The 22,831-nt window shown below is 62.1% G+C and carries 22 protein-coding genes; 8 read left to right on the top strand and 14 right to left on the bottom strand.

The features are described from left to right. Positions 1 to 3: 3 nt before the first annotated feature. From panB to hda, 7 genes are all read right to left on the bottom strand, one after another. On the bottom strand, positions 4 to 816 hold the full coding sequence (panB, locus tag BO74_RS01300) for a 3-methyl-2-oxobutanoate hydroxymethyltransferase (RefSeq protein WP_496439447.1): 813 nt from the start codon (positions 814 to 816) through the stop codon (positions 4 to 6). A gap of 3 nt (positions 817 to 819) precedes the next feature. Further along, positions 820 to 1,458 carry a deoxynucleoside kinase gene (locus tag BO74_RS01295; RefSeq protein WP_496439469.1) on the bottom strand — a complete coding sequence of 213 codons (639 nt, stop codon included), beginning with the start codon at positions 1,456 to 1,458 and terminating at the stop codon, positions 820 to 822. Positions 1,459 to 1,493: 35 nt separating this feature from the next. Further along, on the bottom strand, positions 1,494 to 2,612 hold the full coding sequence (locus tag BO74_RS01290) for a methyl-accepting chemotaxis protein (protein WP_496439446.1): 1,119 nt from the start codon (positions 2,610 to 2,612) through the stop codon (positions 1,494 to 1,496). 119 nt (positions 2,613 to 2,731) lie between these two features. Further along, positions 2,732 to 3,214: a 2-amino-4-hydroxy-6-hydroxymethyldihydropteridine diphosphokinase gene (gene folK, locus BO74_RS01285; RefSeq protein WP_496439444.1), complete on the bottom strand. Its 483-nt coding sequence runs from the start codon at positions 3,212 to 3,214 to the stop codon at positions 2,732 to 2,734. A gap of 11 nt (positions 3,215 to 3,225) precedes the next feature. Further along, entirely contained in the window at positions 3,226 to 4,566 is a 1,341-nt protein-coding gene (gene pcnB / locus BO74_RS01280; protein ID WP_496439442.1) for a polynucleotide adenylyltransferase PcnB, read from the bottom strand. 90 nt (positions 4,567 to 4,656) lie between these two features. Then, positions 4,657 to 5,334, bottom strand: a complete 678-nt coding sequence (locus tag BO74_RS01275) for a histidinol-phosphatase (protein ID WP_496439441.1) — start codon at positions 5,332 to 5,334, stop codon at positions 4,657 to 4,659. Between the two features lie 9 nt (positions 5,335 to 5,343). Beyond that, positions 5,344 to 6,006: a DnaA regulatory inactivator Hda gene (gene hda / locus BO74_RS01270; protein ID WP_496439440.1), complete on the bottom strand. Its 663-nt coding sequence runs from the start codon at positions 6,004 to 6,006 to the stop codon at positions 5,344 to 5,346. 128 nt (positions 6,007 to 6,134) lie between these two features. Between hda and purM the strand changes: the two genes are divergently transcribed. Then, the gene (gene purM, locus BO74_RS01265; protein ID WP_496439438.1) at positions 6,135 to 7,172 is read left to right on the top strand and encodes a phosphoribosylformylglycinamidine cyclo-ligase; all 1,038 of its coding nucleotides are present in this window, start codon (positions 6,135 to 6,137) and stop codon (positions 7,170 to 7,172) included. Positions 7,173 to 7,182: 10 nt separating this feature from the next. After that, positions 7,183 to 7,812, top strand: coding sequence for a LysE family translocator (locus tag BO74_RS01260; protein WP_496439436.1), 630 nt, complete (start codon positions 7,183 to 7,185; stop codon positions 7,810 to 7,812). 11 nt (positions 7,813 to 7,823) lie between these two features. On the opposite strand, the gene BO74_RS01255 is transcribed toward BO74_RS01260, so the two are convergent. Next, on the bottom strand, positions 7,824 to 8,135 hold the full coding sequence (locus BO74_RS01255; protein ID WP_496439434.1) for a hypothetical protein: 312 nt from the start codon (positions 8,133 to 8,135) through the stop codon (positions 7,824 to 7,826). Between the two features lie 433 nt (positions 8,136 to 8,568). Here BO74_RS01255 and BO74_RS01250 point away from each other — a divergent pair, with 433 nt between their 5' ends. Next, positions 8,569 to 8,778, top strand: a complete 210-nt coding sequence (locus BO74_RS01250) for a hypothetical protein (RefSeq protein ID WP_496439433.1) — start codon at positions 8,569 to 8,571, stop codon at positions 8,776 to 8,778. A gap of 316 nt (positions 8,779 to 9,094) precedes the next feature. Here BO74_RS01250 and miaA read toward each other — a convergent pair whose 3' ends face one another. The 3 genes from miaA to BO74_RS01235 are packed head-to-tail and all read right to left on the bottom strand — an operon-like array spanning position 9,095 to position 12,859. Next, positions 9,095 to 10,039, bottom strand: coding sequence for a tRNA (adenosine(37)-N6)-dimethylallyltransferase MiaA (gene miaA / locus BO74_RS01245; RefSeq protein WP_496439431.1), 945 nt, complete (start codon positions 10,037 to 10,039; stop codon positions 9,095 to 9,097). Then, on the bottom strand, positions 10,036 to 11,874 hold the full coding sequence (mutL, locus tag BO74_RS01240; RefSeq protein ID WP_496439429.1) for a DNA mismatch repair endonuclease MutL: 1,839 nt from the start codon (positions 11,872 to 11,874) through the stop codon (positions 10,036 to 10,038). Before mutL ends, miaA begins: the two co-directional genes overlap by 4 nt. Positions 11,875 to 11,902: 28 nt before the next feature. After that, positions 11,903 to 12,859: a TRAP transporter substrate-binding protein gene (locus BO74_RS01235; RefSeq protein ID WP_496439468.1), complete on the bottom strand. Its 957-nt coding sequence runs from the start codon at positions 12,857 to 12,859 to the stop codon at positions 11,903 to 11,905. Between the two features lie 396 nt (positions 12,860 to 13,255). Here BO74_RS01235 and BO74_RS01230 point away from each other — a divergent pair, with 396 nt between their 5' ends. From BO74_RS01230 to BO74_RS01215, 4 genes are all read left to right on the top strand, one after another. Beyond that, on the top strand, positions 13,256 to 14,662 hold the full coding sequence (locus tag BO74_RS01230; protein WP_496439428.1) for an SLC13 family permease: 1,407 nt from the start codon (positions 13,256 to 13,258) through the stop codon (positions 14,660 to 14,662). 261 nt (positions 14,663 to 14,923) lie between these two features. Then, the gene (locus BO74_RS01225) at positions 14,924 to 16,882 is read left to right on the top strand and encodes a PAS domain S-box protein (RefSeq protein WP_496439426.1); all 1,959 of its coding nucleotides are present in this window, start codon (positions 14,924 to 14,926) and stop codon (positions 16,880 to 16,882) included. Then, positions 16,879 to 17,493 (top strand): response regulator transcription factor, encoded by a 615-nt coding sequence (locus BO74_RS01220; protein ID WP_496439424.1) that lies wholly within the window; start codon positions 16,879 to 16,881, stop codon positions 17,491 to 17,493. The genes BO74_RS01225 and BO74_RS01220 overlap by 4 nt, the downstream gene beginning before the upstream one ends. 272 nt (positions 17,494 to 17,765) lie before the next feature. After that, positions 17,766 to 18,413, top strand: coding sequence for a DedA family protein (locus BO74_RS01215; protein WP_496439422.1), 648 nt, complete (start codon positions 17,766 to 17,768; stop codon positions 18,411 to 18,413). A gap of 6 nt (positions 18,414 to 18,419) precedes the next feature. Here BO74_RS01215 and BO74_RS01210 read toward each other — a convergent pair whose 3' ends face one another. Further along, entirely contained in the window at positions 18,420 to 19,295 is an 876-nt protein-coding gene (locus BO74_RS01210; RefSeq protein ID WP_496439420.1) for a phosphoribulokinase, read from the bottom strand. A gap of 33 nt (positions 19,296 to 19,328) precedes the next feature. Continuing rightward, positions 19,329 to 20,378: a class 1 fructose-bisphosphatase gene (locus BO74_RS01205; protein WP_496439419.1), complete on the bottom strand. Its 1,050-nt coding sequence runs from the start codon at positions 20,376 to 20,378 to the stop codon at positions 19,329 to 19,331. 116 nt (positions 20,379 to 20,494) lie between these two features. On the opposite strand from BO74_RS01205, the gene BO74_RS01200 reads away from it, so the two are divergent. Beyond that, positions 20,495 to 21,427, top strand: a complete 933-nt coding sequence (locus BO74_RS01200; protein WP_496439418.1) for a LysR family transcriptional regulator — start codon at positions 20,495 to 20,497, stop codon at positions 21,425 to 21,427. Positions 21,428 to 21,437: 10 nt separating this feature from the next. Here BO74_RS01200 and BO74_RS01195 read toward each other — a convergent pair whose 3' ends face one another. After that, on the bottom strand, positions 21,438 to 22,817 hold the full coding sequence (locus tag BO74_RS01195) for a ribulose-bisphosphate carboxylase (protein ID WP_496439417.1): 1,380 nt from the start codon (positions 22,815 to 22,817) through the stop codon (positions 21,438 to 21,440). Positions 22,818 to 22,831 lie beyond the last annotated feature (14 nt).

Raw genomic sequence — 22,831 nt, 5'->3', positions numbered from 1 at the left:
TTTTCAGTAGCAATGTTCGGGGGCTGGGAAGCTGCCGTCCTTGACTGCAGTGACGTAGGCGCCGATGGCGCCGGTGATCGAATCCTGCCCGGCCATAAAGTTGCGCACGAAGCGGGGCTTGTGGCCACTCGCGACGTTGAGCATGTCGTGCAGTACCAGCACCTGGCCCGAGCAGTCCTTGCCGGCGCCGATGCCGATGGTCGGTGTCGTCAGCTTGTCCGTCACCTCGCCGGCGAGTGCGGCGGGAATGGCTTCGAGGACGATCAGCGCGGCGCCGGCGTCCTGGTGCGACTGGGCGTCGGCGAGCAATTGCATGGCGCCGGTATCACTCTTGCCCTGCACGCGATAGCCGCCGAGCTGGTGCACCGACTGCGGCGTCAGGCCGACGTGGGCACAGACCGGGATGCCGCGCGAGGTGAGGAAGCGGGTGGTCTCGGCCATTTCGACGCCGCCTTCGAGCTTGACCATCTGCGCGCCGGCGGCCATCAGCGTGACGGCGTTGCGGTAGGCGATCTGCGGGCTCTCCTGGAAGCTGCCGAAGGGCAGGTCGCCGATGATCAGCGGCCGTTTGCAGCCGCGGGCGACACAGGCGACGTGGTAGGCGATGTGCTCGACGGTGACCGGCAGCGTCGAGTCGTGCCCCTGCACGACCATGCCGAGCGAGTCGCCGACGAGAATGCTGTCGATGCCGGCGGCGTCGCAGGCTTGCGCGAAGCTGGCGTCGTAGCAGGTGATCATGGCGATTTTTTCGCCGGCGGCCTTCATCTTCGCCATGTCGAGCAGGGTCAGACGCCGGGTGACGGATTGTGCGGACATTGTTCAGTTACCTCGGTTGAAATATTCGCGGTGTCCGCGCATCGCTTCGATACGCTGGACGAGAAGCAGGAAGTCGTCGGGGCTTTCGACGAAGTTCAGGTGTTCCGAATTGACGATCATCACCGGCGCAGCGGTGTAGTCGTGGAAGAAGCGCGTGTAGCTCTCACCCAGCCCGGTCAGGTAGTCGTCGCTGATCTTGCGTTCCATCTCGACGCCGCGCTTGCGCACGCGGGAGATCAGGATCTCCGGCGGTGCCTGCAGGTAGATGACCAGGTCCGGGACGGCCGCTTCGCGGGAGACGCGGTCGTAGATCTGGCGGTAGAGCTGGTATTCGTCGTCGCTCAGGGTCAGGCGGGCGAACAGCAGTTCCTTTTCCATCAGGTAGTCGCTGATTACCGAGCGCGGGAACAGGTCCGGCTGTGCCAGATCGCGCATCTGGTCGAGACGCTGGAAGAGGAAGCAGAGCTGCGTCTGCAGGGCGTAGCGCTGCTGGTTCTGGTAGAAGCGGGCGAGGAATGGGTTGGCCTCGGGCTGTTCGAGCAGCAGGTCGGCGTCGAGATGTTCGGCCAGACGCCGCGCCAGGCTGGTTTTGCCGACGCCGATCGGGCCTTCAATGACGATATGGCGAGCGGAGGAAAGCAGGTTGCGTTGTTGTGGCATGTCAGGACAGAAGTGCGTCAGTTTGTCTGGCAAAGCGTCTCCGGCGATTTTTCGCCGTGCCGGGCCATGCGCTCAAGGCTTTCCTGAACGCCCTCGCTGGCCTGTTCCATTTGCTCGATGGCGGCGATGCCGGCAGGAAAATCACCCGCTACATAGGCTTCCACGGCGGCGCGACCGTGGCGATGCACTTCGACGTGCGGTGTTTCCATCGTGCGATAACCGTCGAGGTGCGCGAAGCGCGTCTTGCCCTCGCCCTCGTAGTACCAGTGGCCGAGGCGGCAGGTGGTATGGGTGGCGATCTGCTCCGGCTGCTTTTCGCTCAGGCCCATGAAGATCTGGTAGATCTCGAACTTGAACACCAGGTGGTCGATCTTGGCCAGTTCGACGAAGCTGCGCAGGGCGGCGACGGCGATCGTGCGCTCCATGCGCAGCGCCACGTCGGTGATGCCGCTGATGTTGTCCGAGGCCTGCTGCCCCTGCGCGCTGAACGATTCCGAATGTTCGGCCAGTTGTCCGATGCTGCTGTTTGCCGAGGACGTTTCGCTCTGGATGGTCGAGACCAGTTGCGAGATGTCGGTGGTTGCACGCGTGGTTCGCTCAGCCAGCTTGCGCACCTCGTCGGCCACCACGGCAAAGCCGCGGCCGGCCTCGCCTGCGCGGGCGGCTTCGATTGCCGCGTTGAGCGCCAGCAGGTTGGTCTGGTCGGCAATTTCCTTGATCAGGTTGATGATGCCGCCGATCTGCTCGGCGCTGCTGCGCAGGCTGGTGACCTTTTCCATCGCATTGCGCGAGTTGCTGGCCAGCTGGTTGAGATCCTGGCTGATTGCATGCACCGCATCCCGACTGTTGCTGGCCATGGCGCCGGCTTCAATGCTGCCCTTGCGCTCTTCCAGCAGATTGTTGGCCAGCGTTGCCAGGGTCTGTTGCGATTCGACGAGCGACTCGCGATAGGAGCGCAATGAGGCGAACAGCTTTTGCACTTCCCTGTTGTGTTGTTCCGTGCCGGCGCAGCGTTGCCTGCTTTCTTCGCATTGTCGCTCGGCGTCGGCAAGGCGCTCGCGCAGGGACAGGTTCTCTTGTCCGAGATCGATGATCTTGCGCTCAAGTTCGCGAATTTTTTTCTTGCTACCGAACATGCGGGTCTCCTGAGTGACGTTGCGGGATGTGCCGCGCTAGTTACCGCGGCTGGGCCAAACGGCGTCAAGGATACACAGGGCTGTCGGCGAATGGTCAGTTTTGGCGCGATGGCTCGGGGTCATGCGACGAGCTTGTCGATAGCCTGCATGCTCACGGCCGGTCGCCAGGCCACCGCCGAGCCGCGTCCGGGAATGGTGCAGGCGGGGGAAATTTCCAGGAGCGGTTCCAGCACGAAGGCGCGCAGGTGCATGCGCGGGTGAGGCAGCTGCAAGTCGGCGCTGTCGAGCACGAGGTCGTCGTAAAGCAGCAGATCGAGATCAAGGGTGCGCGGGGCGTTGCGGAAATCGCGGCGGCGGTCGAACTGCGCCTCGATGTCGAACAGCGCGGCCAGCAGCGCACGTGGCGAAAGCGTGGTTTCCACCAGGGCGACGGCGTTGATGAAGTCCGGCTGTCCGGCGGCGTCGATCGGCGCCGTGCGGTACAGCGAGGAGGCGCACAGCAGATGACAGTCCGGCAGGTGTGCCAGCGAATCGAGTGCGGCCTGAACCTGGCGTACCGGGTCGGCAAGATTGGCGCCGAGCGCGACAAAAGCAAGAGGCATCGGCGATCGGATTACACAGCAGGTTCGGCTCGCGCCGCGACGGGCTTGCGCTTGCGGCGACGGCGTTTCTTGGCTTCGTCCGGCTTTTGCGGCAGGAGCATCGCCGCGCGCGCTTCGCCGTCGCCGGCGAGGAAGTCGAGCCACCATTGCCCGAGTTCGTCCGGCACCTCGCCCGACTGGGCGCGCATCAAGAGGAAATCGAGACCGGCCTTGAAGCGTTGCTGTTCGAGCAGGCCATACGGGCGTTTGCCGGAACGCTGTTCGAAGCGCGGCTGCAGCGACCAAATATCCTTGATGTCGCCGGCCACGCGGCGGGTGATGGCGAGCTTCTCCGCCTGAACGTCGAGTACGTCGTCCATCGCCTGGAACAGCGCTGGAATTGGGCGGGATCCGCCAGCCTTGAGTCCTTCCCAGCGGCCGAGGACTTCGTGCCAGAGCAGCGTGGCGAAGAGGAATCCGGGCGAGATCGGCTTGCCTTCATGAACTCGCCTGTCCGTGTTTTCCAGCGCCAGGGTGACGAAGCGTTTGCCGAGGGGCTGTTCGAGGATTACGTCGAGCAATGGCAGCACGCCATGGTGCAGCCCCTCGGCGCGTAGCCGTTGCAGACACTTTACCGCGTGCCCTGAGGTGAGCAGCTTGAGCATCTCGTCGAACAGGCGGGAAGGGGGGACGTTTTCGATGAGGCAGCCCAGTTCGCCGATCGGTTCGCGAGTCGCGCCGTCGATCGAGAAGTCGAGCTTGGCCGCGAGGCGCACCGCACGCAGCATGCGTACCGGGTCTTCACGATAACGCGTGGTCGGGTCGCCGATCATGCGCAGCGTTTTCTGTTTCAGGTCGGCGAGACCGTTGTGGTAATCGACCACTGTTTCGGCGACGGGGTCGTAGTACAGGGCGTTAACGGTGAAATCGCGGCGCGCGGCGTCCTCCTTTTGCGATCCGAAGACGTTGTCGCGCAACACGCGGCCCTGTTCATCGGTTTGCGCGCGATGGCCGTCCTGCTGGCCGTGATGGCCCCGGAAGGTGGTGACCTCGATAGTCTCCTGTCCCATCATGACATGCACGATCTGGAAGCGCCGGCCGATAATGCGCGAGCGCCGGAAGCACTGACGGACCTGCTCGGGCGTGGCATTGGTGGCTACGTCGAAATCCTTCGGTTTGATGCCGGCGAGCAGGTCGCGCACCGCGCCTCCGACGACGAACGCCTTGTAACCGTTTTCCTGCAGGGTTTCCACGGTGCGTCGGCTGCCGCTGCTGATGGCGTCGCGGCGGATGCCGTGTTTGCTGTGAGGGATTTCCGCATGCTCGCCTGCGGATTTGCGCCCGAGAACTCGGGATATGAATTTACGAATCATCGCTGAGTTGTTCTTGCTTTTGAGGGCGACAAAAAGGCTGATGATAGCCGAATTTCTCACCGGTAATCAGGTGCTTGTAGGCCATTGGGGTCAGGCGCCGACGCTAGTGTGCAGATTCAGCACCGGCCAGCCGGCGTCTCGAGCATGGGCCAAGAGGGTCGGGTCAGGGTCGACGGCGACCGGGTCGCTGACACGCGAGAGCAAGGGCAGGTCGTTGAGCGAGTCGCTGTAGAACCAGCTGCGCTCGAAGTTGCTCCACCAGAATCCCATCGATTCCAGCCAGGCCTCGACGCGGGTGATCTTGCCTTCGCGGAAGGCTGGCAGGCCGCGCGGCTTGCCGGTGAACTCTCCGTTTTCCTGCGCCGGAATCGTGGCGATCAAGTTGTTGACGCCCAGTTCGAGGCAGATCGGCCCGGTGACGAAGCTGTTGGTTGCCGTCACCAGCGCGCAGAGGTCGCCCCGGTCGCGGTGCCGGCGGACCAGGTCGCGCGCCTTGTCGCCGATCATCGGCCGGATGCGTGTATCCATGAATTCGGCATGCCAGGCGTCGAGCTGGCTGCGGGGGTGGCGGGCCAGCGGATGCAGCTGGAAATCGAGGAATTCATGGATGTCGAGCGTGCCGGCCTTGTATTGCTCGTAGAAGTAATCGTTCCTGGCTTCATGCACCTCGGGGTCGAGTACGCCCTTGATAATCAGGAATTGCGCCCATTCAAAATCGCTGTCGCCGGACAGCAGGGTGTTGTCGAGATCGAACAGGGCCAGTTGCATGGTGTTTCCTCAGTAAGGGGAATGCTGGAGCACTTCGCGCAGCAGCGGCAGGGTGATCGGCCGCTTGTGTTCCAGCGAGTAACGGTCGAGGGCGACGAGGACGGACATCAGCTGGCGCATGTCGCGCGGTGCTCTCGCCAGCAGGTAGTCGAGTGCGCCTGCCGGCAGGCGCAGGGCGCGCGAAGCCGCCTGTGCCGCGAGGGCGGTCAGTTTCTCGTCGTCGGTCAGCGTGGTCAGGCGAAAGACCAGTCCGTAGCCGAGCCGGGTGCGCAGGTCTTCGCGCAGGGCCAGGTGTTGCGGCGGCTGGCTGGCGGCGGTCAGCAGGTGGCCGCCGGCGGCACGCAAGCGGTTGAACAGGTTGAACAGGGCGATCTGGCCGGTTTCCGAGAGCGCTTCCACGTTGTCGACAGCGATGCGGTTCGCTGCGTCGCCGAGTGCTTCGGTGCCGGGCAGGTCGGGCGTCCCGGCGGCGTCGAAATAGCGCGCCCCGCTGGCGTGCAGCAGGTGCGTCTTGCCGGACCCCGCTTCGCCCCACAGCAGCAGCGAGGGCTCACGGCATTCCGGTGTCAGCCAACCGGCGAGCGCAGCGAGCGCTTCGGCGTTTCCACCGGGAACGAAGTTGGCGAGGCTGGGCGGGTTTTCCGGCAGCAGGTCGAGGATCAGTTGACGCATCGGGGAGGGCTCTGGCGGCGGCGGGCGGCCGCGCGCCGGGCCGGGATTTCGGATAAAATTCAAGCTTTTCGCAACGAGACACGGATTTTATCACCGCCGTGCGCTCAAGCCTCCTCCGGGATTCCAAGATGACTCAGCAATCGCTCTCCTATCGTGACGCCGGTGTTGATATCGACGCCGGCGATGCCCTCGTCGAACGCATCAAGCCGTTTGCCAAGAAAACCCTGCGCGAAGGCGTGCTGGGCGGTCTCGGCGGTTTTGGTGCGCTGTTCGAGGTGCCCAAGCGCTACCAGGAGCCGGTGCTGGTCTCCGGGACGGACGGCGTCGGCACCAAGCTCAAGCTGGCCTTCGATCTCAACCGCCACGACACGGTCGGCATCGACTTGGTGGCGATGAGCGTCAACGACGTGTTGGTGCAGGGCGCCGAGCCGCTGTTCTTCCTCGATTACTTCGCCTGCGGCAAGCTCGATGTCGACACCGCGGCAAGCGTCATCCAGGGCATCGCCAAGGGCTGCGAGCAGGGCGGGTGCGCGCTGATCGGCGGAGAGACGGCTGAAATGCCGGGGATGTACCCGGCCGGCGAGTACGACCTCGCCGGCTTCGCGGTCGGCGTCGTCGAGAAGTCGAAGATCATTACCGGCCAGGACATCGTTCCCGGCGACGTGGTCCTCGGTTTGCCGTCGTCCGGCGCACACTCCAACGGCTATTCGCTGGTGCGCAAGATCCTTTCCGTCGCCAAGCCCGATCTCGACGCGCCGTTCGACGGCGAGCGCACGCTGGCCGACGCGATCATGGCGCCGACGCGCATCTACGTGAAGCCGATGCAGGCGTTGATGGCCGAGTTGCCGGTCAAGGGCATGGCGCATATCACCGGCGGCGGCCTGACCGAAAACGTGCCGCGCGTGCTGCCGGCCAGCGTCAAGGCAGTGATCGAGCAGTCGACCTGGCAGCGCCCGAAACTCTTCCAGTGGTTGCAGAGCGCCGGCAATGTGGCCGAGAGCGAGATGCATCGCGTGTTCAACTGCGGCATCGGCATGTGCGTCGTCGTTGCCAAGGAGCATGCGCAACAGGCGCTCGAGTTGCTGCGCGCTGCCGGCGAGCCGGCGCTGGAGATCGGCCGGATCGAAGTGCGTCAGGACGGCGAGGCACAAACCATCGTAGTCTGAGCGATCGCCCATGTGGCTGGCGCCGGAACAGTTCTTCGGTTTCCTCGCTGCCGCGGTGCTGATCACCGCGTCGCCAGGGCCGGACAACCTGATGGTGCTCGGCTTCGGCATCTCGCGCGGGCGGGCGCAGGGCATCGCCTTCGGCCTTGGCTGCGGGCTGGGCTGCCTGAGCCATACCCTCCTGGCGGTACTTGGCGTCAGTGCGCTGATTGCCGCCTCGCCAGTGGCCTTTACTGCGCTAAAGGTCTGCGGCGGGCTTTATCTGATCTGGCTCGGCATTCATGCCTTGCGTAGTTGCGGGCAGGTCAGTCCGGTCGCTGCGCAGGGGAACGGTGAGACGCTCTTTCGCCTGTTTGCCAAGGGGTTGTTGGCCAACGCAATCAACCCCAAGGTCATCCTGTTCTTCCTTTCCTTCCTGCCGCAGTTCCTGATCACCGATCGAGGCGGCATCGACTGGCAGACGGCGCAACTCGGCATCGTCTTTACCATCCAGGCGGCGGTGCTGTTCGGCTTGCTCGGTTATTTTTCCGGGCGAGTCGGTCAATGGCTGCAACGACATGGCCGAGCCGGACTCTGGCTCGATCGTCTGGCCGGGACGGTATTTGTCGCGCTGGGGCTGCGCCTGATCGTTTCGCGCTGATCATCCTTCGATCAGGCTTTAACGTTGACGTTCGGGTAAATCGACGAGCGTCGCCTGTCGGTACGGCTGCGTGTATCGAGAAACACATTCTGCTGGCGCTGTCGGCGATCTTCCTGCCGGCGTCGTTCCTCTTTCGGTGCGTTCTGTTGGCTCTTATCGTCGTTGGGCGTTTCGCGGACAAGCGGGGCGCGGCGGCGTTCGCGCGCCAGTGCATCTCCGCTGGCCGGTGAACTGTCAACTGGCGGCGTGCCTTGTTCGTCGGCCGAAGTCTGGCGCCTTCGGTCTTCGTACGGGCGGAACAGGATATCGTCCGGAACACGCATGGCAGGGGTGTAAATTCATGTTTAGACGATTGATCTAACGGAGAAAAGCGGCTGATCTTTAGGGCGCCAGGAAGGTGTCGTGCGTAATGCGCGAAGGTGTGTTGGAGGGGTGGCTTTTTCGCGTGCCGGGGGGTATATTGAAATCGTGCCGTGATAAGCGGCAAGTCCGGCACGAAGTGGCAGTACCCGCCGTGTTAGCTGGAGACTTGATGGGAGATCATTGCAAGGCAACACCTACAGATGATTGTGTAGTACCCAGACGGCGTGAAGCCGATTACTCCGGCCAGGTGTGCCGGGGATGAGTCCCAGAAGCCCATGCAATTTCTGCATGGGCTTTTTCAATTGGTGCGCCCGGCACGGGCGCACTCCTGCGGGTGCAAGTCCCGCCGTAAGTTGATCACGACGAACGAAGTGAAGCGCAACTGCGTGGAGGGTGACCGAGCGTGGGGAGGAAGCGTGGATCGTAATCTGCGAGCCGATGGACAAGAACCGGATAGAAGGCGCTGCCGAGCGGGGCGAGCGGGCCAATGTCCGCGAAGCTCTCGTGATCAAGGCGAAGCGGCGTAAATCCGGCGGTTGTGCAGAGAAGGAGTGCGTTCTTACCCGGGGAGATCTCGCCTCATGGCTGAAAGGCCGACGGTGATGAGCCGGAGCGAGAAGCAGAGGCCATAGTAGCTGCCGGTAAGGGGTGAAGGGCCGAAGGAGTGGGAGGGATAACCACCGAGTTATCGAGAGCGGGGAGTCTCATATGTTCACAGAGTGAAGCTCGCCACGAAATCGGCGTGGGTGAAGCCTGCGACGGCTTGGCAGCGAGACAACCAATCTTGCCGAACTCGAATTGGGGAAACCGGGAGCGCACGGGAGGGTACGCCTGTGTGTGACCTCAACCACTCCAACCGCCCGGTGCGGACCCGCACGCCGGGTGGTGTGGCAGGGGCGCAGCCTATAAGGGCTGCCCCCTATGCCGATGCGGAGAGAAATGCGGCGATGCGTTTGCCGATCCGGTCGCTGCTCGTCGAGGCGAGACAGTCGTATGGTTCCGGCTTCAGCGTGTTGGTCATCCAGGTGATCTGCCGCTTGGCCAACTGGCGGGTCGCGTAGATTCCGCGATCGCGCATCTCCTCGCGCGGGATGATCCCGTCCTGCGCTTCCCATACCTGGCGATAGCCGACGCAGCGCATTGACGGCAGGTCCAGAGAGAGTGTGTACTTGCTCCGCAATGCCGAGACCTCGTCTTCGAATCCCGCGGCGAGCATTGCGTCGAAACGTACGGCGATGCGTTCGTGCAGTATTCCGCGGTTGGAGGGCTGCAGGCCGAGCGAGAGAAAATCGAAGGGAGGAGGTTCCCCGCGTCCGGCGGCGAGCAGTTCCGACATCGGCTGGCCAGCGATCCGGAAAATTTCCAGGGCGCGCTGGATGCGTTGGGCGTCGGTTGCATGCAGGCGGGCCGCCGTCGTCGGGTCGACGCGGGCGAGTTCAGCATGTACGACCGGCCAGCCGTGAGCAGCGGCGAGCGCGTCGATTTCGGCTCGGATGGCGGGATCCGCCTGCGGAAGTTCGGCGAGACCGTCGAGCAGTGCCTTGAAGTAGAGCATTGTGCCACCGACGAGGAGCGGAATTTTTCCGCGCGCGATGATTTCCCTCATGATCGCCAGCGCTTCGTTGCGGAAGCGGGCGGCGGAATAGGCCCCCTCCGGGGTGATCAGGTCGATCAAATGATGAGGAAAGGCCTGCAAGGTGGCGGCATCGGGCTTGGCCGTACCAATATCCATGTCGCGAAACACGAGCGCTGAATCGACGCTGATGAGTTCGACCGGGAAACGTTCGGCCAGCCACAAGGCGGCGGCTGTCTTGCCCGAGGCGGTCGGGCCCATCAGCAGGATGGCTGGAGGGGGCTTTTTCATCGTCCGCGCAGGAACAGCGAGTCGAGTTCCTGCATGGAGAGCTGGGTCCAGGTCGGCCGGCCGTGGTTGCATTGGTCGGCACGCTCCGTGGCTTCCATCTGTCGCAGCAGGGCGTTCATCTCGGGGATTGATAGCTGGCGACGGGCGCGTACGGCGCCATGGCAGGCCATGGTCGCGAGGAGTTCGTTGCGGCGCGCGGTCAGCAGCTGGCTGACGCCATGTTCCCGCAGTTCGGCCAGCAGGCTGCGGGCGAGGGCGGCGGGGTCGGCCGCCTGGAGCAGGGCCGGGACACCGCGCACGGCAAGCTGCGTCGGGCCCATCGGGGCAATGTCGAAGCCGATGTCGTTGAGCGAGTCGGCGTGCTCCTCGGCCGAGGCGACGTCGAGCGCCTCTGCACTGAAAACCGCCGGGATCAACAGGGCCTGCGTGGCGATCTTCTGCTGATCGAGCGCGTTCTTGAGCTTCTCGTAGAGGATCCGCTCGTGCGCTGCGTGCATGTCGACGAGCACCATCCCGGAAGCGTTCTGGGCGAGGATGTAGATGCCGTGCAGCTGGGCCAGCGCGTAGCCGAGTGGTGGCGCAGTGTCAGGTTCGTCGACTGCGGGTGGCGTGGCGGCGTTTGGCCGGGGTGTCGCTTCGAATGCCGAGCGGCTGAAGGCATAGTAGGCCGTGGTTGCGGGTTCCGCGACGCGCAGTGGGGTCTGGTAGCGCGGTGTCCAGGCGTGCGATGAATTTGCCGTGGATGTCGGAGCCTTTTCCGGAGTGGGCGCGAGGGGCTGGGGGGCAACATCGACCGGCGCCGCGGGTGTCGCGGGAAGCGTTGCTGCGAGCGGGTTCGACAACGCTTTTTGCACGGCGTGAAAAACGAACTGGTGCACGGCACGGCTTTCGCGGAAGCGTACTTCAGTCTTGGCCGGATGAACGTTGACGTCGACCATCGCCGGGTCGACTTCGAGGAACAGGCAGTAGGCCGGGTAGCGGCTGCCGTGCAGCATGTCCTGATAGGCCTCGCGCAGCGCATGGGTCAGCAGCTTGTCGCGCACGAAGCGGCCATTGACGTAGCAGTACTGGGCGTCGCTGCGCGGCCGCGAATGGGCCGGTGTCGCACAATGCCCGGACAGGCGCAGCGGACCGGCGCCGGTATCGAGCGGCCGCGATTCGGCCAGAAAGTCCTCGCCGAGAATGGTGCCGGCGCGACCGGCCGGGGCGCTCTTCGCCAGATGCAGCGAAACACGCCCGTTGTGCGAGAGCGTGAAGGCGACGGTCGGATGCGCCAAGGCGATGCGCTTGACCGCTTCGGCGCAATGGGCGAATTCGGTGGCTTCCGATTTGAGGAACTTGCGCCGGGCCGGCGTGTTGTAATACAGGTCGCGCATTTCAACGACCGTTCCTGCCAGCAGAGCGGCCGGTTCGGGGGCCGCGCCCGGCTCGGTCGAGAGCCGCCAGGCGTGTGCCGATCCGGCCAGACGGCTGGTCAATGTCAGGCGAGCGACCGAGGCCACCGAGGCCAGCGCCTCGCCGCGGAATCCGAGCGTGGCGACGTTTTCCAGATCGGCGAGCGAGGCAATCTTCGAGGTGGCGTGGCGGGTCAGGGCCAGCGCCAGTTCGTCACGGGCGATGCCGCAGCCATCGTCGGAGATGCGGATCAGCTTGACCCCGCCTTCTTCGAGTTGGATCTGGATGGCGGTACTGCCGGCGTCCAGAGCGTTTTCGAGCAGTTCCTTGAGTACCGACGCGGGGCGCTCGACGACTTCGCCGGCGGCAATCTGGCTGATCAGCAGGTCGGGTAGCCGCTGGATCGGGGCGCGGGGGAGGGTGAGGGGGGGGGTGAGCATCCGCCGATTATACCGGCAGGGCTCACGGTTACTCCGGCTTGAATCCTGTCTCGCTGTAGATGGCCTCGATGATGTTCTGGCCGATGCGCGAGGCCATTTCCTTGTGCGTCTTGACCATTTCCTTCTTGAGCTCAAGGCGTTCTGCCGCCGTCGGAATGTAGACCTTTGTCTTGCCGGTCTCGATGATCCGGGCCAGTGCCTTGTCGTTTTCTTCCTGTGCGATCCGGTTGGCGTAGTCCGTCGCCTCGTCCATGGCCTGGGTGAGCTGGTTGCGGACACCGCGCGGCAGACTCTCCCAGAAGCGCTTGTTGGCGATGACCACATAGCCGAGATAGCCGTGCTCGGTGATCGTCATGTGCTTCTGCACCTCGAACATCCGCTGCGTATAGAAATTCGAGTGCGGGTTCTCCGTGCCATCGACAACGCCGGTTTTCAGGGCCATATACACGTCGGAGAACGCCGTGACCACCGGCAGCGCGCCGAGTGTACGCATCTGCGATTCGATGACCTTGGACGACTGGATGCGCATTTTCAGGCCGTGAAAGTCGGCCGGCGTTTTCAGCGGCCGGTTCGCCGAAAACGACTTGAACCCGTTGTCCCAGAACGCCAGACCCTTGATTCCCTTGGGTTCGAGCTTCTTCAGCAGGGCGATTCCGAGGTTGCCTTGCGTGACCCGGTGCAGCATCGTCACGCTATCGAAGAGGTACGGCAGGTCGAATGCCTCGAACTCCTTGATTCCCAGCGGGCCGAGCTTGGCGAGCGATGGGGCCAGCATCTGGACTGCGCCGAGTTGCAGCGCCTCCATTTCGTCCTTGTCCTTGTAGAGCGTCGAGTTCGGGTAGACCTCGACGCGCACGGCACCGTCTGTCAGTTCGCCAGCGCGTCGGGCGAAATAATCGGCAGCCTTGCCTTTCGGCGTGTCAACTGCAACGACGTGGCTGAACTTGATGACGATCGGTGGCTGGGCCGCCGCAACGGGCACCATCACGAAGGCCTGCAGCAACAAAAAAAACAAGGGGCGGGGTATTCGCATCATTGGCCGGCGTCACTATTCAGAATCAGACATTTACATAGTTATGACAACAGAGCTTGAAAGGCAATTGCGGATTGCTGCAGTTGATTCCGGACAAGGATGTTGTCGCAGTGCGAACAGAGGCGAGCACGCCGGAGCCTGTGGCGGATTATCGCCGTATCCGTGCGCCTCTGTCTCCTGATCTCTGCTTGTGCGGATTTCCACAATTGCGAGAGCGGGTGGCTGCGCCGATAGTACAACCAAGCGTCGGACTCCGCCGGAATAACAAGATCGATCCAAGAGCGGAGATTGGGAGCGCCCATTTTTTCCGCGTCTTTGTGCGGAACATTTCTCTTTTGGGAGGGGTTTATGTCATCGGCTGCAAGTACCGTTGGAAACAGGAAATGGCTCCCGTGGGCCATTGCCTTCGTGGTGGGCGGAATTGCCCTGGCCTGGTTAGGACTTGGTTCGAGTCAGGCGGCGCCCATGTCGCCGGCAAGCAAGACGCTCATCGTTCTTGCTTGCGTGGCAATTCTTTTCATTACCGAAGCAATTCCCCTGGCAGTTACCGCCATGGGCGGCGCCATTGTGCTCGGGCTGCTTGGGGTGATACCGGTCAAGAGCGTGTTTTCGGGCTTGTCGAATTCGACGGTAGTTCTTTTTGCCGCGATGTTCGTCATCGGCGCTTCGATGTTCCATACCGGCCTGGCTCAGAAACTGGGGCAAACCGTCGTGCGCTTTTCCGGGACGAGTGAAAGCGGCTTGATGATCGGCGTGATGGTTGCTGCCGGTGGGCTGTCCGGTTTCACTTCGAATACAGGAACGACCGCGTGCCTGATTCCGGTGGTGCTGGGGATTTGTTCGGCTGCAAAGATTCCGGCATCCCGGCAAATGATGCCGCTGGCCTTCGCTGCGGGCTTGGGCGGCATCATCACGCTGGTCGGCACTCCGCCGAACATCATTGCCGCGGGTGCGCTCAAGGCCGCGGGCTTGCGCCCCTTTGGCTTCTTCGAATTTGCCTGGATCGGGGTTCCACTGACGGTTGTCGGCATTATCTACATGCTGACGATCGGCAAGCGTTTGCTGCCGAAGGTGGATATTTCCGCAGCTGATGTCGAAGTCGATGCGGATGCCGCGGCCGAAGCTAAGGCGTCGACCAGTGATCCGAGCAAGAAGTGGCTTACTGCCGCGGTGCTGGTCTCCGTGGTAACGGTCATGGCGCTTGATATCAAGGGAGTGCCGCTTGAGGTGGCCGCAGGGATTGGCGCACTGGTCCTGGTGATCACCAAGTGCCTGTCCGAGAAGCAGGCCTACACGGGAATCGACTGGGTGACGATTTTCCTGTTCGCCGGGATGATGCCCATCGCCACGGCCATGGACAAGAGCGGTGCAGGGAAAATGATCGCGGAGTGGGTGGTCGGTCTGTTAGGCGGCAATCCCAGCCCGTACATGCTGACGGCCGCGTTGTTCGTTCTCTCGGCCGGTCTGAGCCAGTTCATGTCGAATACCGCGTGTGCCGCCTTGCTGGCTCCGATCGGGATCTCGATTGCGCAAGGCGTTGGCGCCAGCCCGCACGCCGTGCTGATGGCGATCGCCGTCGCTGCGTCGTGTGCCTTCTCCACGCCGGTGGGAACGCCGCCGAACACGCTGGTGCTCGGGCCGGGAGGTTATCGCTTCAACGATTACGTGAAGTGCGGGACAGGGCTGACAATAATCTGCATGATCGTGTCCCTGATCGTGATCCCGATGGTGTGGCCGTTCTTCCCGGTCAAGTAAGGAAAACGTCCCGATGAGGGTAGCTGAATAGCTGCACTGATTCGTTTTTCCATGACGGAGGGGGAGCGGGAACCCCCTCCATTTTTTTGTCTCGGTCCGTTTGGAAACTGGTGCCGTTCCAGTACCGGTATCGCGCTGGAGCGCGTCTGAGGCATACTCCACAACTTCCTGTCGGTATGGAGCAGGCAGCCTCGCCTGGTATCAATGGCTTTTTCCGCATTCGCAAAAGCAAAGCGCAGAAACGGCATCCCCGAGCGGCATGTGTTGCCACGCTGGTCGAATTGGTACCTGATCGCGCTCAAGGTGGCGATGGGGCTGCTGCTGGTTTTGCTCGTCGCGCTGTTCTGGGTTTTGTTCGAGAGCGAGGCCGAAGAGCAGCGAACGACACTGATCGCCGATGTCCTCTGGCTCGAGCAGGGGATCAACTTTCATCTGGAAGGCAACGCCGAATTTTTCGAGCAGTTGTCTACGGAGCTGGCGCAGGAGAGGGACAGCCGGAGCCTCTTCAGGCAGCGTGCCCGCTACCTGCTGAGGAACAATCCGGATGTTCATCAGATCATGTGGCTGGGGCCGTCGGGCGGCGTGGTCGATTATGAGCCTGCGGTGAAACTTCCGCGTCTAGGGATTGACGGCCTCGGCGAGGAGCGGCATTCCCTTGCGCTGGAAATGTCGCGCAAACTCGGAAAACCGACCTATACAGACGCTTATTCAACCCCCGGTGGCTGGCAATTCGAGATGTATGTTCCCGTGTTTGTCGACGGGAAATACGACGGGGCATTGGTTGCCGTCTATTCGTTCAATTCCCTCTTGAAGCATCTGGTTCCGTGGTGGTTCGCCGAGAAGTACCAGGTGCGCATCGTCGATGAAGACGGGAGCGTACTGGCGAGCAAGATGCGGACCGGCAGTGCGATTGCTCCGATCAATTATGCGATTCCCGTGGATCCTCCGGGTTACGGGATCGTTCTCCGCGTCGATGCCTATCGCGCCGCCGGCAGTTTTGTCGAGATATTGCTGACGACGCTGGTGATCGCCCTTGCCGTGGCTGTCCTGTTGAGCTTGTGGGCCATGCGGGGGCATATACAGCGGCGCCTTGCCGCCGAACAGGCGTACCGCGCCGAATACGCCTTCCGCAAGGCCATGGAGGATTCGCTGACGGTTGGCATGCGCGCGCGCGACCGGGCCGGGCGGATCACGTATGTCAATCCGGCGTTCTGCCAGATGGTCGGATTCAGCGAGGACGAATTGATCGGCGCCAGTCCGCCGATGCCGTTCTGGGCGCCTGAAGATCAGGAAAAATCAGCGGTGATCAATGATATGGTCATTGCCGGAAACGCCCCTCGGGAGGGGGCTGAGGTCCGCTTGATGCGCAAGGACGGAAAACGGTTCGATGCGCTGGTGTACGAGGCGCCGCTGATCGATGCGGACGGTCTGCACACGGGCTGGATGGCCTCGATCGTCGATGTGACGGAGCGCAAGCGGGCGGAAGAGCTGGCCCGGCAGCAGCAGGAGAAGCTGCAGTTTACGTCGCGGCTGGTGACCATGGGGGAACTCGCGTCGACGCTGGCGCATGAGCTGAACCAGCCGCTTGCCGCCATTACCAGCTACACGGCCGGTTGCCTGAACAAGATCGAGTCGGGCGTTTTTTCGCCGGACGAACTCAAGGATGCGCTTGGCAAACTCGGCGTGCAGGCGCAGCGGGCGGGAAAGATCATCCGGCGGGTGCATGACTTCGTGCGCAAGAGCGAACCGAAGCTCGCTCCCTGCAACCTCATCGAGGTGATCGAGGACAGCGTTGGCCTGATCGAGTCGGCGGCGCGGCTCGCGGGCGTTCGCATCATCAAGGAGTTTCCCGCAGTCCACGGCGAGCTGATGGGGGATCGCGTCATGCTCGAGCAAGTGCTGTTGAACGTGATGCGCAATGCGATCGAGGCGATGAGCGTTGCGGGAATGCCGCCCGAGCGCCGCTGCCTCACCTTGCAACTCTTTCAGCCAGACGAACAGCAGGTGCAGATTTACGTTTCCGACCGCGGGGCGGGCATGCCCGCCGAAGTCCTGGAAAACCTGTTTACGCCTTTTTTCACGACGAAGCCGCACGGGATGGGAATGGGGCTGAATATCTGCCGCTCGATCATCGAGTTTCATCGTGGTCGTTTGTGGGTTGAAGAAAATCCGGAGGGTGGTACTGTCGTGGTTATTTCTCTTCCTGTGGTCCAGTCATGACTCAGTTTGCCTATATCGTCGATGATGACGAAGCCATTCGCGACTCTCTCAGCTGGCTGATGCAGTCGCGCGGGGTGCCTTGTCGCACCTACGCGTCGGCCGAATTGTTTCTCGAAGCCTGGAATCCGTCCTTTGCCGGTTGCATCCTGCTCGATATCCGCATGGAGGAGATGAGCGGCAACGAGTTGTTCGACCGCTTGCTCGAGCGCGGGTGTCTGATACCGGTGATCTTTCTGACCGGGCATGGCGATGTGCCCTTGGCGGTGTCGACGCTGAAGAACGGAGCCTTCGATTTCGTCGAGAAACCCTGCAACGACAACCTGCTGGTCGATCGGGTCGTCGAGGCGTTCAAGCTCGACGAGGCGCGGCGTGTCGCTGCGGCATCGGCCGATTCGGTCAATCAGCGTCTGGCCCAGCTGACTCCCCGCGAGCGGCAGGTCATGGACCGGATTCTTCTTGGCAAGTTGAACAAGGTGATCGCGGATGAATTGCAGGTCTGCATGCGAACCGTGGAGGTGCATCGCGCCAGCCTGTTCGACAAGATGGGGGTGAAGACAGCGGTCGAACTGGCCAAACTGGTTGCCGAGAATCCTGGCAGGTCAGCGATCTGATCGCAACCTGATCGGTAATGCGGGCTGCTGCGGAGCGAGCATAAAAAAATCCCGCGCCGGTGTGGCACGGGATTGAAAGTCCCATCGTTGCGATGGGTCAGGGAGGGTCAAACATTGTCAGCGGGGGACGCTGAAGCAACGTTTGCATTATAGGTGCGTGCAGCAGGGGCGTCTGTGGCGCTTCCTTGTTTGTTCTGTGACGGTCTGTGATTGCCTTGGGTCTGCCTGAATCCCATTAGAATCACGCCTTTCTCCCCGCCTTGGACAAAACAATGGAGTATCTCGCCACCTTCCTCGATATCGTGCTGCATCTCGACAAACATCTGGCGGTGTTGGTCGAAAGCTATGGCGTGTGGGTCTATGCGATTCTTTTCCTGATCATTTTCAGTGAGACCGGATTCGTGGTGACGCCTTTCCTGCCGGGCGATTCACTTTTGTTCGTTGCCGGCGGGTTGGCCGCGCTGGGCGGGATGGATCTCGGCATCCTTCTCGGAACGCTGATTGCGGCGGCGGCCTTGGGCAACATGGTCAATTACCAGATCGGCCGCTTCATCGGGCCGCGTGTGTTTCAATGGCAGAACTCGCGCATTTTCAACAAGAGTGCGCTGCTGAAGACGCAGGTCTTTTATGAACGACACGGTGGCAAGACGCTGGTGATTTCACGCTTTCTGCCCCTGCTGCGCACCTTCGCTCCTTTTGTCGCCGGTGTCGGCGCCATGAATTACGTGCGCTTTCTGACCTTCAACCTGATTGGAGCGGTTGCGTGGGTTGTGTCGCTGACCCTGGCCGGCTACTTCTTTGCCAATCTTCCTTGGGTGAAGGCGAACCTGAGTCTGGTTATTGTCGGCATCATCATCGTCTCGTTGATCCCCGTAGTCGTCGGCTGGTGGCACGAGCGCAAGGCGAAGCGCTCGGCGTAGATCAGATCAGCGGGCCCGGCGCTTCCGGTCCATCAGCTGCATGATCATCGGAGTAAAGATGATCTGCATGGCCAATCCCATTTTCCCGCCGGGGCAGACGATGATGTTCGGGCGCGACATGAACGAATCGTGCAGCATGCTCAGCAGGTAGGGGAAGTCGATTCCGCGTGGGTCGTCGAAGCGGATGACCAGGAAGCTTTCGTCCAGCGTCGGGATGTCGTTGGCGATCAGCGGGTTGGAGGTGTCGACGGTCGGCACGCGCTGGAAATTGACGTGGGTTCGTGAGAACTGCGGGCAGATGTAGTTGATGTAATCGGGCATGCGGCGCAGGATGGTGTCCATGACCGCTTCCGTCGAATAGCCGCGCACCGCCTTGTCGCGATGGATTTTCTGGATCCACTCCAGGTTGATGATCGGGACGACGCCAACACGCAGGTCGACATGCCTGGCGATGTCGAGCTCGCCGGTCTGGGCTGCGCCGTGCAGTCCTTCGTAAAACAGCATGTCGGTGTTTTCAGGAAGCGGTTCCCATTCGGTGAATGTTCCGGGCGCGGCTCCCAGGCGCGCGGCTTCTTCGTTGTCGTGAATGTAGTGCCGGCGTTTCCCCTGGCCGGTCTCGCCGTATTCGCGAAACAGATCCTCGAGTTCGCTCAGGAGGTTGGCTTCCGGCCCGAAGTGACTGAAATGATGGTTTCCTGCCGCCTCTTCCTCGCCCATTTTTTTGGTCATTTCGGCGCGGTTGTAGCGATGGAAGCTGTCACCACCGATGATTTCCGCATTGATCTTCTCGCGCCGGAAGATGTGCTGAAATGAATGTGTAACCGAGGTGGTGCCTGCACCCGATGAGCCTGTAATGGCGATGATGGGGTGTTTGATCGACATGCAGCGTCTCCTGGGGCGAAAAGGGAATTCCGGTCAGTTCGTTCGGAAGAGGGTTCGTGTGGAGAACAGCGGTGAACTAAAAGGTTTGTCCTCGCCGTTCAAAAATTCCTGGTGGTAGCGTTCGATCCGTTCGATTTCGTTGCGTGATCCCAGAATGACCGGAGTTTTCTGGTGCATGTCGGTCGGAACGATGCCGCTGATCCGCTCGTAACCGGTCGAAGCCCAGCCGGCTGCCTGTTCGATGAGCATGGCCATCGGGTTGGCCTTGTGTAGCAGGTCGGTGCGCCCGGGCGTTTCCGGATCGCGAGTGTCGCGCGGGTAGAGAAAGACGCCGCCGCGCATCAGGATGCGGTGCACGTCGGCCACCATCGAGGCCGCCCAGCGCATGTTGAAATCCTTGCCGCGAATCCCGCTCTGTCCCGCCAGGCATTCCTCGACGTAGCGCCGGATCGGCGGTTCCCAGAAGCGCTCTTTCGAGGTGTTGATGGCGAAGCTCTGAGTGTCCGGCGGGATGTCCAGGTTCGGGTGAGTCAGCAGAAACTCGCCGATTTCCCGGTCGAGGGTGAACCCGTGCGTTCCGTTGCCGATCGTCAAGACCATGATCGTGGATGATCCGTACAGCGCATAGCCGGCGGCGACTTGCGCTGCGCCGGGCTGCAGGAAATCCTCGATCGACGCATCGCGCTCCGCCTCCGGGCAGCGCAATACCGAGAAAATGCTGCCGACGGTGAGGTTGATGTCGATGTTCGACGACCCGTCCAGTGCGTCGAAAAGCAGCAGGTAGTTGCCCCGGCGCTCGTCGGACGGCGGGGTGTAGATCGAGTCCATCTCCGCGGAGGAAATCGCCGCCAGATGGCCTCCCCAGTCGCAATGATGGAGGAACAGCTCGTTGGCCATTTCCTTGAGGTCGGTCGTGCCGTACCGCTCGCGCAGAATCAGTTTGCCCAGCGAGACGCTTTGCGAGATGGCCTTGCAGGAGCGCACCACGTCACTGATCAGCATGGAAAACTCGCCGGCAATGGCCGGGTTCCGGCGCTGCTCGCCGACCAGGTACTTGTTAACGTTGGTACGTCCGAAACGCATGCTGATACTCCTGAAAAGCGAAGAGAAACTACAGATTCATGTTGTACGGATTGTATTCTCGTGATAGAAAACGGTAGTTAATTATTCTTTGCTATTCGTTTAGCGATAGCTTGTTAATGAAGAACATCACCATCCGACAACTCCAGATCTTTACCGTCGCGGCAACGCATTTGTCGTTTGCCCGCGCCGCTGAAGAACTGCACCTGACGCATGCTGCCATTTCCCTGCAGATCAAACAACTGGAGGAAGTCTCTAACTCGATCCTGTTCGACCGGATCGGCAAGCGGGTCTATTTGACCGATGCCGGCGAGGTGCTGCTCGATCATGCGCGCCAGATCCTGCGCTTGCTCAAGGACGCGGACGAGTCGCTGCTGGCGCTGAAAGGGCTGAAGGGCGGGCGGGTGTCGATCGCCGTGACGAGTACGTCCGAATACTTCGCGCCCGGACTGCTGGCGGCGTTCCGCAAGGCGCATCCGGACGTGCGGGTTCGCCTGCTGGTGCAGAACCGCGAGGAAGTGGCGCGCTTGCTGGAGGCCAACGAGGTCGACATGGCGATCATGGGGCGTCCGCCGGCCGACATGGACGCCGAGGCGGTGAATTTTGCACCGCATCCGTTCGTGATCGTCTGCTGTGCCGATCATCCGCTGGCCAAGCGTGCGAAACTGGCCATCGGCGACATCATCGATGAGCCGATGATCGTGCGCGAGGCGGGATCGGGCACCCGTTCGGCGATGGAGGAGTTCTTCCGCCTGCGCTCGCTGGAGCCCAATATCGTCATGGAGATGGGCAGCAACGAAGCGATCAAGCAGGCCGTGGTGGCCGGGCTGGGCATCAGCTTCCTGTCCCAGCATACGCTCGGCCTGGAATTGAGTGCCGGTCATCTGGCCATCCTGCAGGTCGAAGGTGCGCCGGTGATGCGTCGCTGGTTTATGGTCCGGCACAAGGGCAAGAGGATGACGCCGGCGCTGGCCGCTTTCTGGGCGTTCGTCCTCGAATTCGCGCCGGCGTATCTCGAAAAATTGGCTCATCCGGAAATCCTGAAGGCGTGAGCGTTGCCGCCTAGGCGGTGACGCCAAGTTTCTGGCGCCAGCCGGGGTAAAGCGCATCGGCGTCGGCAGGGAAGGATACGAAGGCGCGGGCGAATTCTTGGTGCTCGCGCGCCCATTCGATCGGATCGGCACCGGTTTTCCAGCATTCGTAGGCCTGACGAAGTGAGCGGGCGCCTGCCGCCGGCGAGTCGATGTGGCCGTACGAACCGCCGCCGGCGGTATTGATGATGTTGCCGTGCCCGAGGTTCTCGAAGAAGCCGGGAAGGCGCAGCGCGTTCATGCCGCCGGAGATGATCGGCGTGGTCGGTTTCATGCCCTGCCATTCCTGGTGGTAGATCGGTCCGTCGCAGACATCCCGCTCGATCATGTAGGCGATTTTCTTGTCCTCGCCTTCGCCTTCCATCTTGCCGTGTCCCATGGTGCCGACGTGCATGCCGGAGGCGCCTTGCAGACGGCTCATCTTGGCGAGGACGAAGGCGGTATAGCCGCGCTTGGAGTTCGGCGAGGTGACGGCGCCGTGTCCGGCCCGGTGGTAGTGCAGGAACTGCCCGGGATACTGGCGCCGCACGGTGGTGACCATGCCCGGGCCGCCTACATAGCCGTCAACCAGGAAAGCCAGCTTGTCGGCGTCGGGACCGAAGGTCTCCAGCGCGAAGTCGGCGCGGGCGCACATCTCGTAGTGGTCGTCGGCGGTGATGTTCATTGAGAACAGCTTGGCTTCGCCGGTTTCGTCCTGCGCTCGCTTCATGGCGTCGTAAACGAGCGGCAGGGTTTTCTTGATCGGTGCGAAGACCTGATTGCCCTGCGGTTCGTCGTTCTTGATGAAGTCGCCGCCGAGCCAGAACTGGTACGCGGCCTCGGCAAACGGTTCCGGGCGCAGGCCGAGTTTCGGCTTGATGATCGTGCCGGCGATGTAGCCACCTTCATGAACGGGGCGACCGAGGATCCGCCACAGGTCGGCGATACCCTTGGCCGGGCCGTCGAACATCTGGATGACTCGCGGCGGCACGTAGAAGTCGATCATCTTCGCGTGTTCGATGTCGCCCATTCCCTGGTTGTTGCCGATCGCCAGCGTCAGGAACGAAACGAGCATGAAACGGCCGTCGATCATGTTGCGGTCGAAGAGGTCGATCGGGTAGGCGATGCGCAGGTCTTCGCTGGCTTCGTCGATGAAATAGACGAGCGCGTCGAGTCCCTTGGTGAAGTTGTCGGTAGTCGATACTTCGACGTTTGTGCCGGTAGACGATTCCGCCGCAAAGTGCGCCGCGGCACTGAGATAGCCGACGCCGGTCTTGGGCTTCATCTTGTAGGCCACCAGAATGTGCTGGCCGTCGCGAATCAGATCTTCCTCGTGCAAATCGAGAGCGGCGTAGCGGCTTGATTGGTCCATGGTGATCTCCGTTG

The sequence above is a fragment of the Propionivibrio pelophilus DSM 12018 genome (assembly GCF_059569095.1).
Note: the sequence above shows the minus strand (reverse complement) of the source record. Positions and strands in the feature narration are given on the sequence as shown.

What these genes read in the sequence shown, in the direction of transcription:
- panB (WP_496439447.1), bottom strand. Translation starts at nt 816, where the DNA reads ATGTCCGCACAATCCGTCACCCGGCGTCTGACCCTGCTCGACATGGCG.
- BO74_RS01290 (WP_496439446.1), bottom strand. Translation starts at nt 2,612, where the DNA reads ATGTTCGGTAGCAAGAAAAAAATTCGCGAACTTGAGCGCAAGATCATC.
- folK (WP_496439444.1), bottom strand. Translation starts at nt 3,214, where the DNA reads ATGCCTCTTGCTTTTGTCGCGCTCGGCGCCAATCTTGCCGACCCGGTA.
- pcnB (WP_496439442.1), bottom strand. Translation starts at nt 4,566, where the DNA reads ATGATTCGTAAATTCATATCCCGAGTTCTCGGGCGCAAATCCGCAGGC.
- BO74_RS01275 (WP_496439441.1), bottom strand. Translation starts at nt 5,334, where the DNA reads ATGCAACTGGCCCTGTTCGATCTCGACAACACCCTGCTGTCCGGCGAC.
- hda (WP_496439440.1), bottom strand. Translation starts at nt 6,006, where the DNA reads ATGCGTCAACTGATCCTCGACCTGCTGCCGGAAAACCCGCCCAGCCTC.
- purM (WP_496439438.1), top strand. Translation starts at nt 6,135, where the DNA reads ATGACTCAGCAATCGCTCTCCTATCGTGACGCCGGTGTTGATATCGAC.
- BO74_RS01260 (WP_496439436.1), top strand. Translation starts at nt 7,183, where the DNA reads ATGTGGCTGGCGCCGGAACAGTTCTTCGGTTTCCTCGCTGCCGCGGTG.
- BO74_RS01255 (WP_496439434.1), bottom strand. Translation starts at nt 8,135, where the DNA reads ATGCGTGTTCCGGACGATATCCTGTTCCGCCCGTACGAAGACCGAAGG.
- miaA (WP_496439431.1), bottom strand. Translation starts at nt 10,039, where the DNA reads ATGAAAAAGCCCCCTCCAGCCATCCTGCTGATGGGCCCGACCGCCTCG.
- mutL (WP_496439429.1), bottom strand. Translation starts at nt 11,874, where the DNA reads ATGCTCACCCCCCCCCTCACCCTCCCCCGCGCCCCGATCCAGCGGCTA.
- BO74_RS01235 (WP_496439468.1), bottom strand. Translation starts at nt 12,859, where the DNA reads ATGGTGCCCGTTGCGGCGGCCCAGCCACCGATCGTCATCAAGTTCAGC.
- BO74_RS01230 (WP_496439428.1), top strand. Translation starts at nt 13,256, where the DNA reads ATGTCATCGGCTGCAAGTACCGTTGGAAACAGGAAATGGCTCCCGTGG.
- BO74_RS01220 (WP_496439424.1), top strand. Translation starts at nt 16,879, where the DNA reads ATGACTCAGTTTGCCTATATCGTCGATGATGACGAAGCCATTCGCGAC.
- BO74_RS01215 (WP_496439422.1), top strand. Translation starts at nt 17,766, where the DNA reads ATGGAGTATCTCGCCACCTTCCTCGATATCGTGCTGCATCTCGACAAA.
- BO74_RS01210 (WP_496439420.1), bottom strand. Translation starts at nt 19,295, where the DNA reads ATGTCGATCAAACACCCCATCATCGCCATTACAGGCTCATCGGGTGCA.
- BO74_RS01205 (WP_496439419.1), bottom strand. Translation starts at nt 20,378, where the DNA reads ATGCGTTTCGGACGTACCAACGTTAACAAGTACCTGGTCGGCGAGCAG.
- BO74_RS01200 (WP_496439418.1), top strand. Translation starts at nt 20,495, where the DNA reads ATGAAGAACATCACCATCCGACAACTCCAGATCTTTACCGTCGCGGCA.
- BO74_RS01195 (WP_496439417.1), bottom strand. Translation starts at nt 22,817, where the DNA reads ATGGACCAATCAAGCCGCTACGCCGCTCTCGATTTGCACGAGGAAGAT.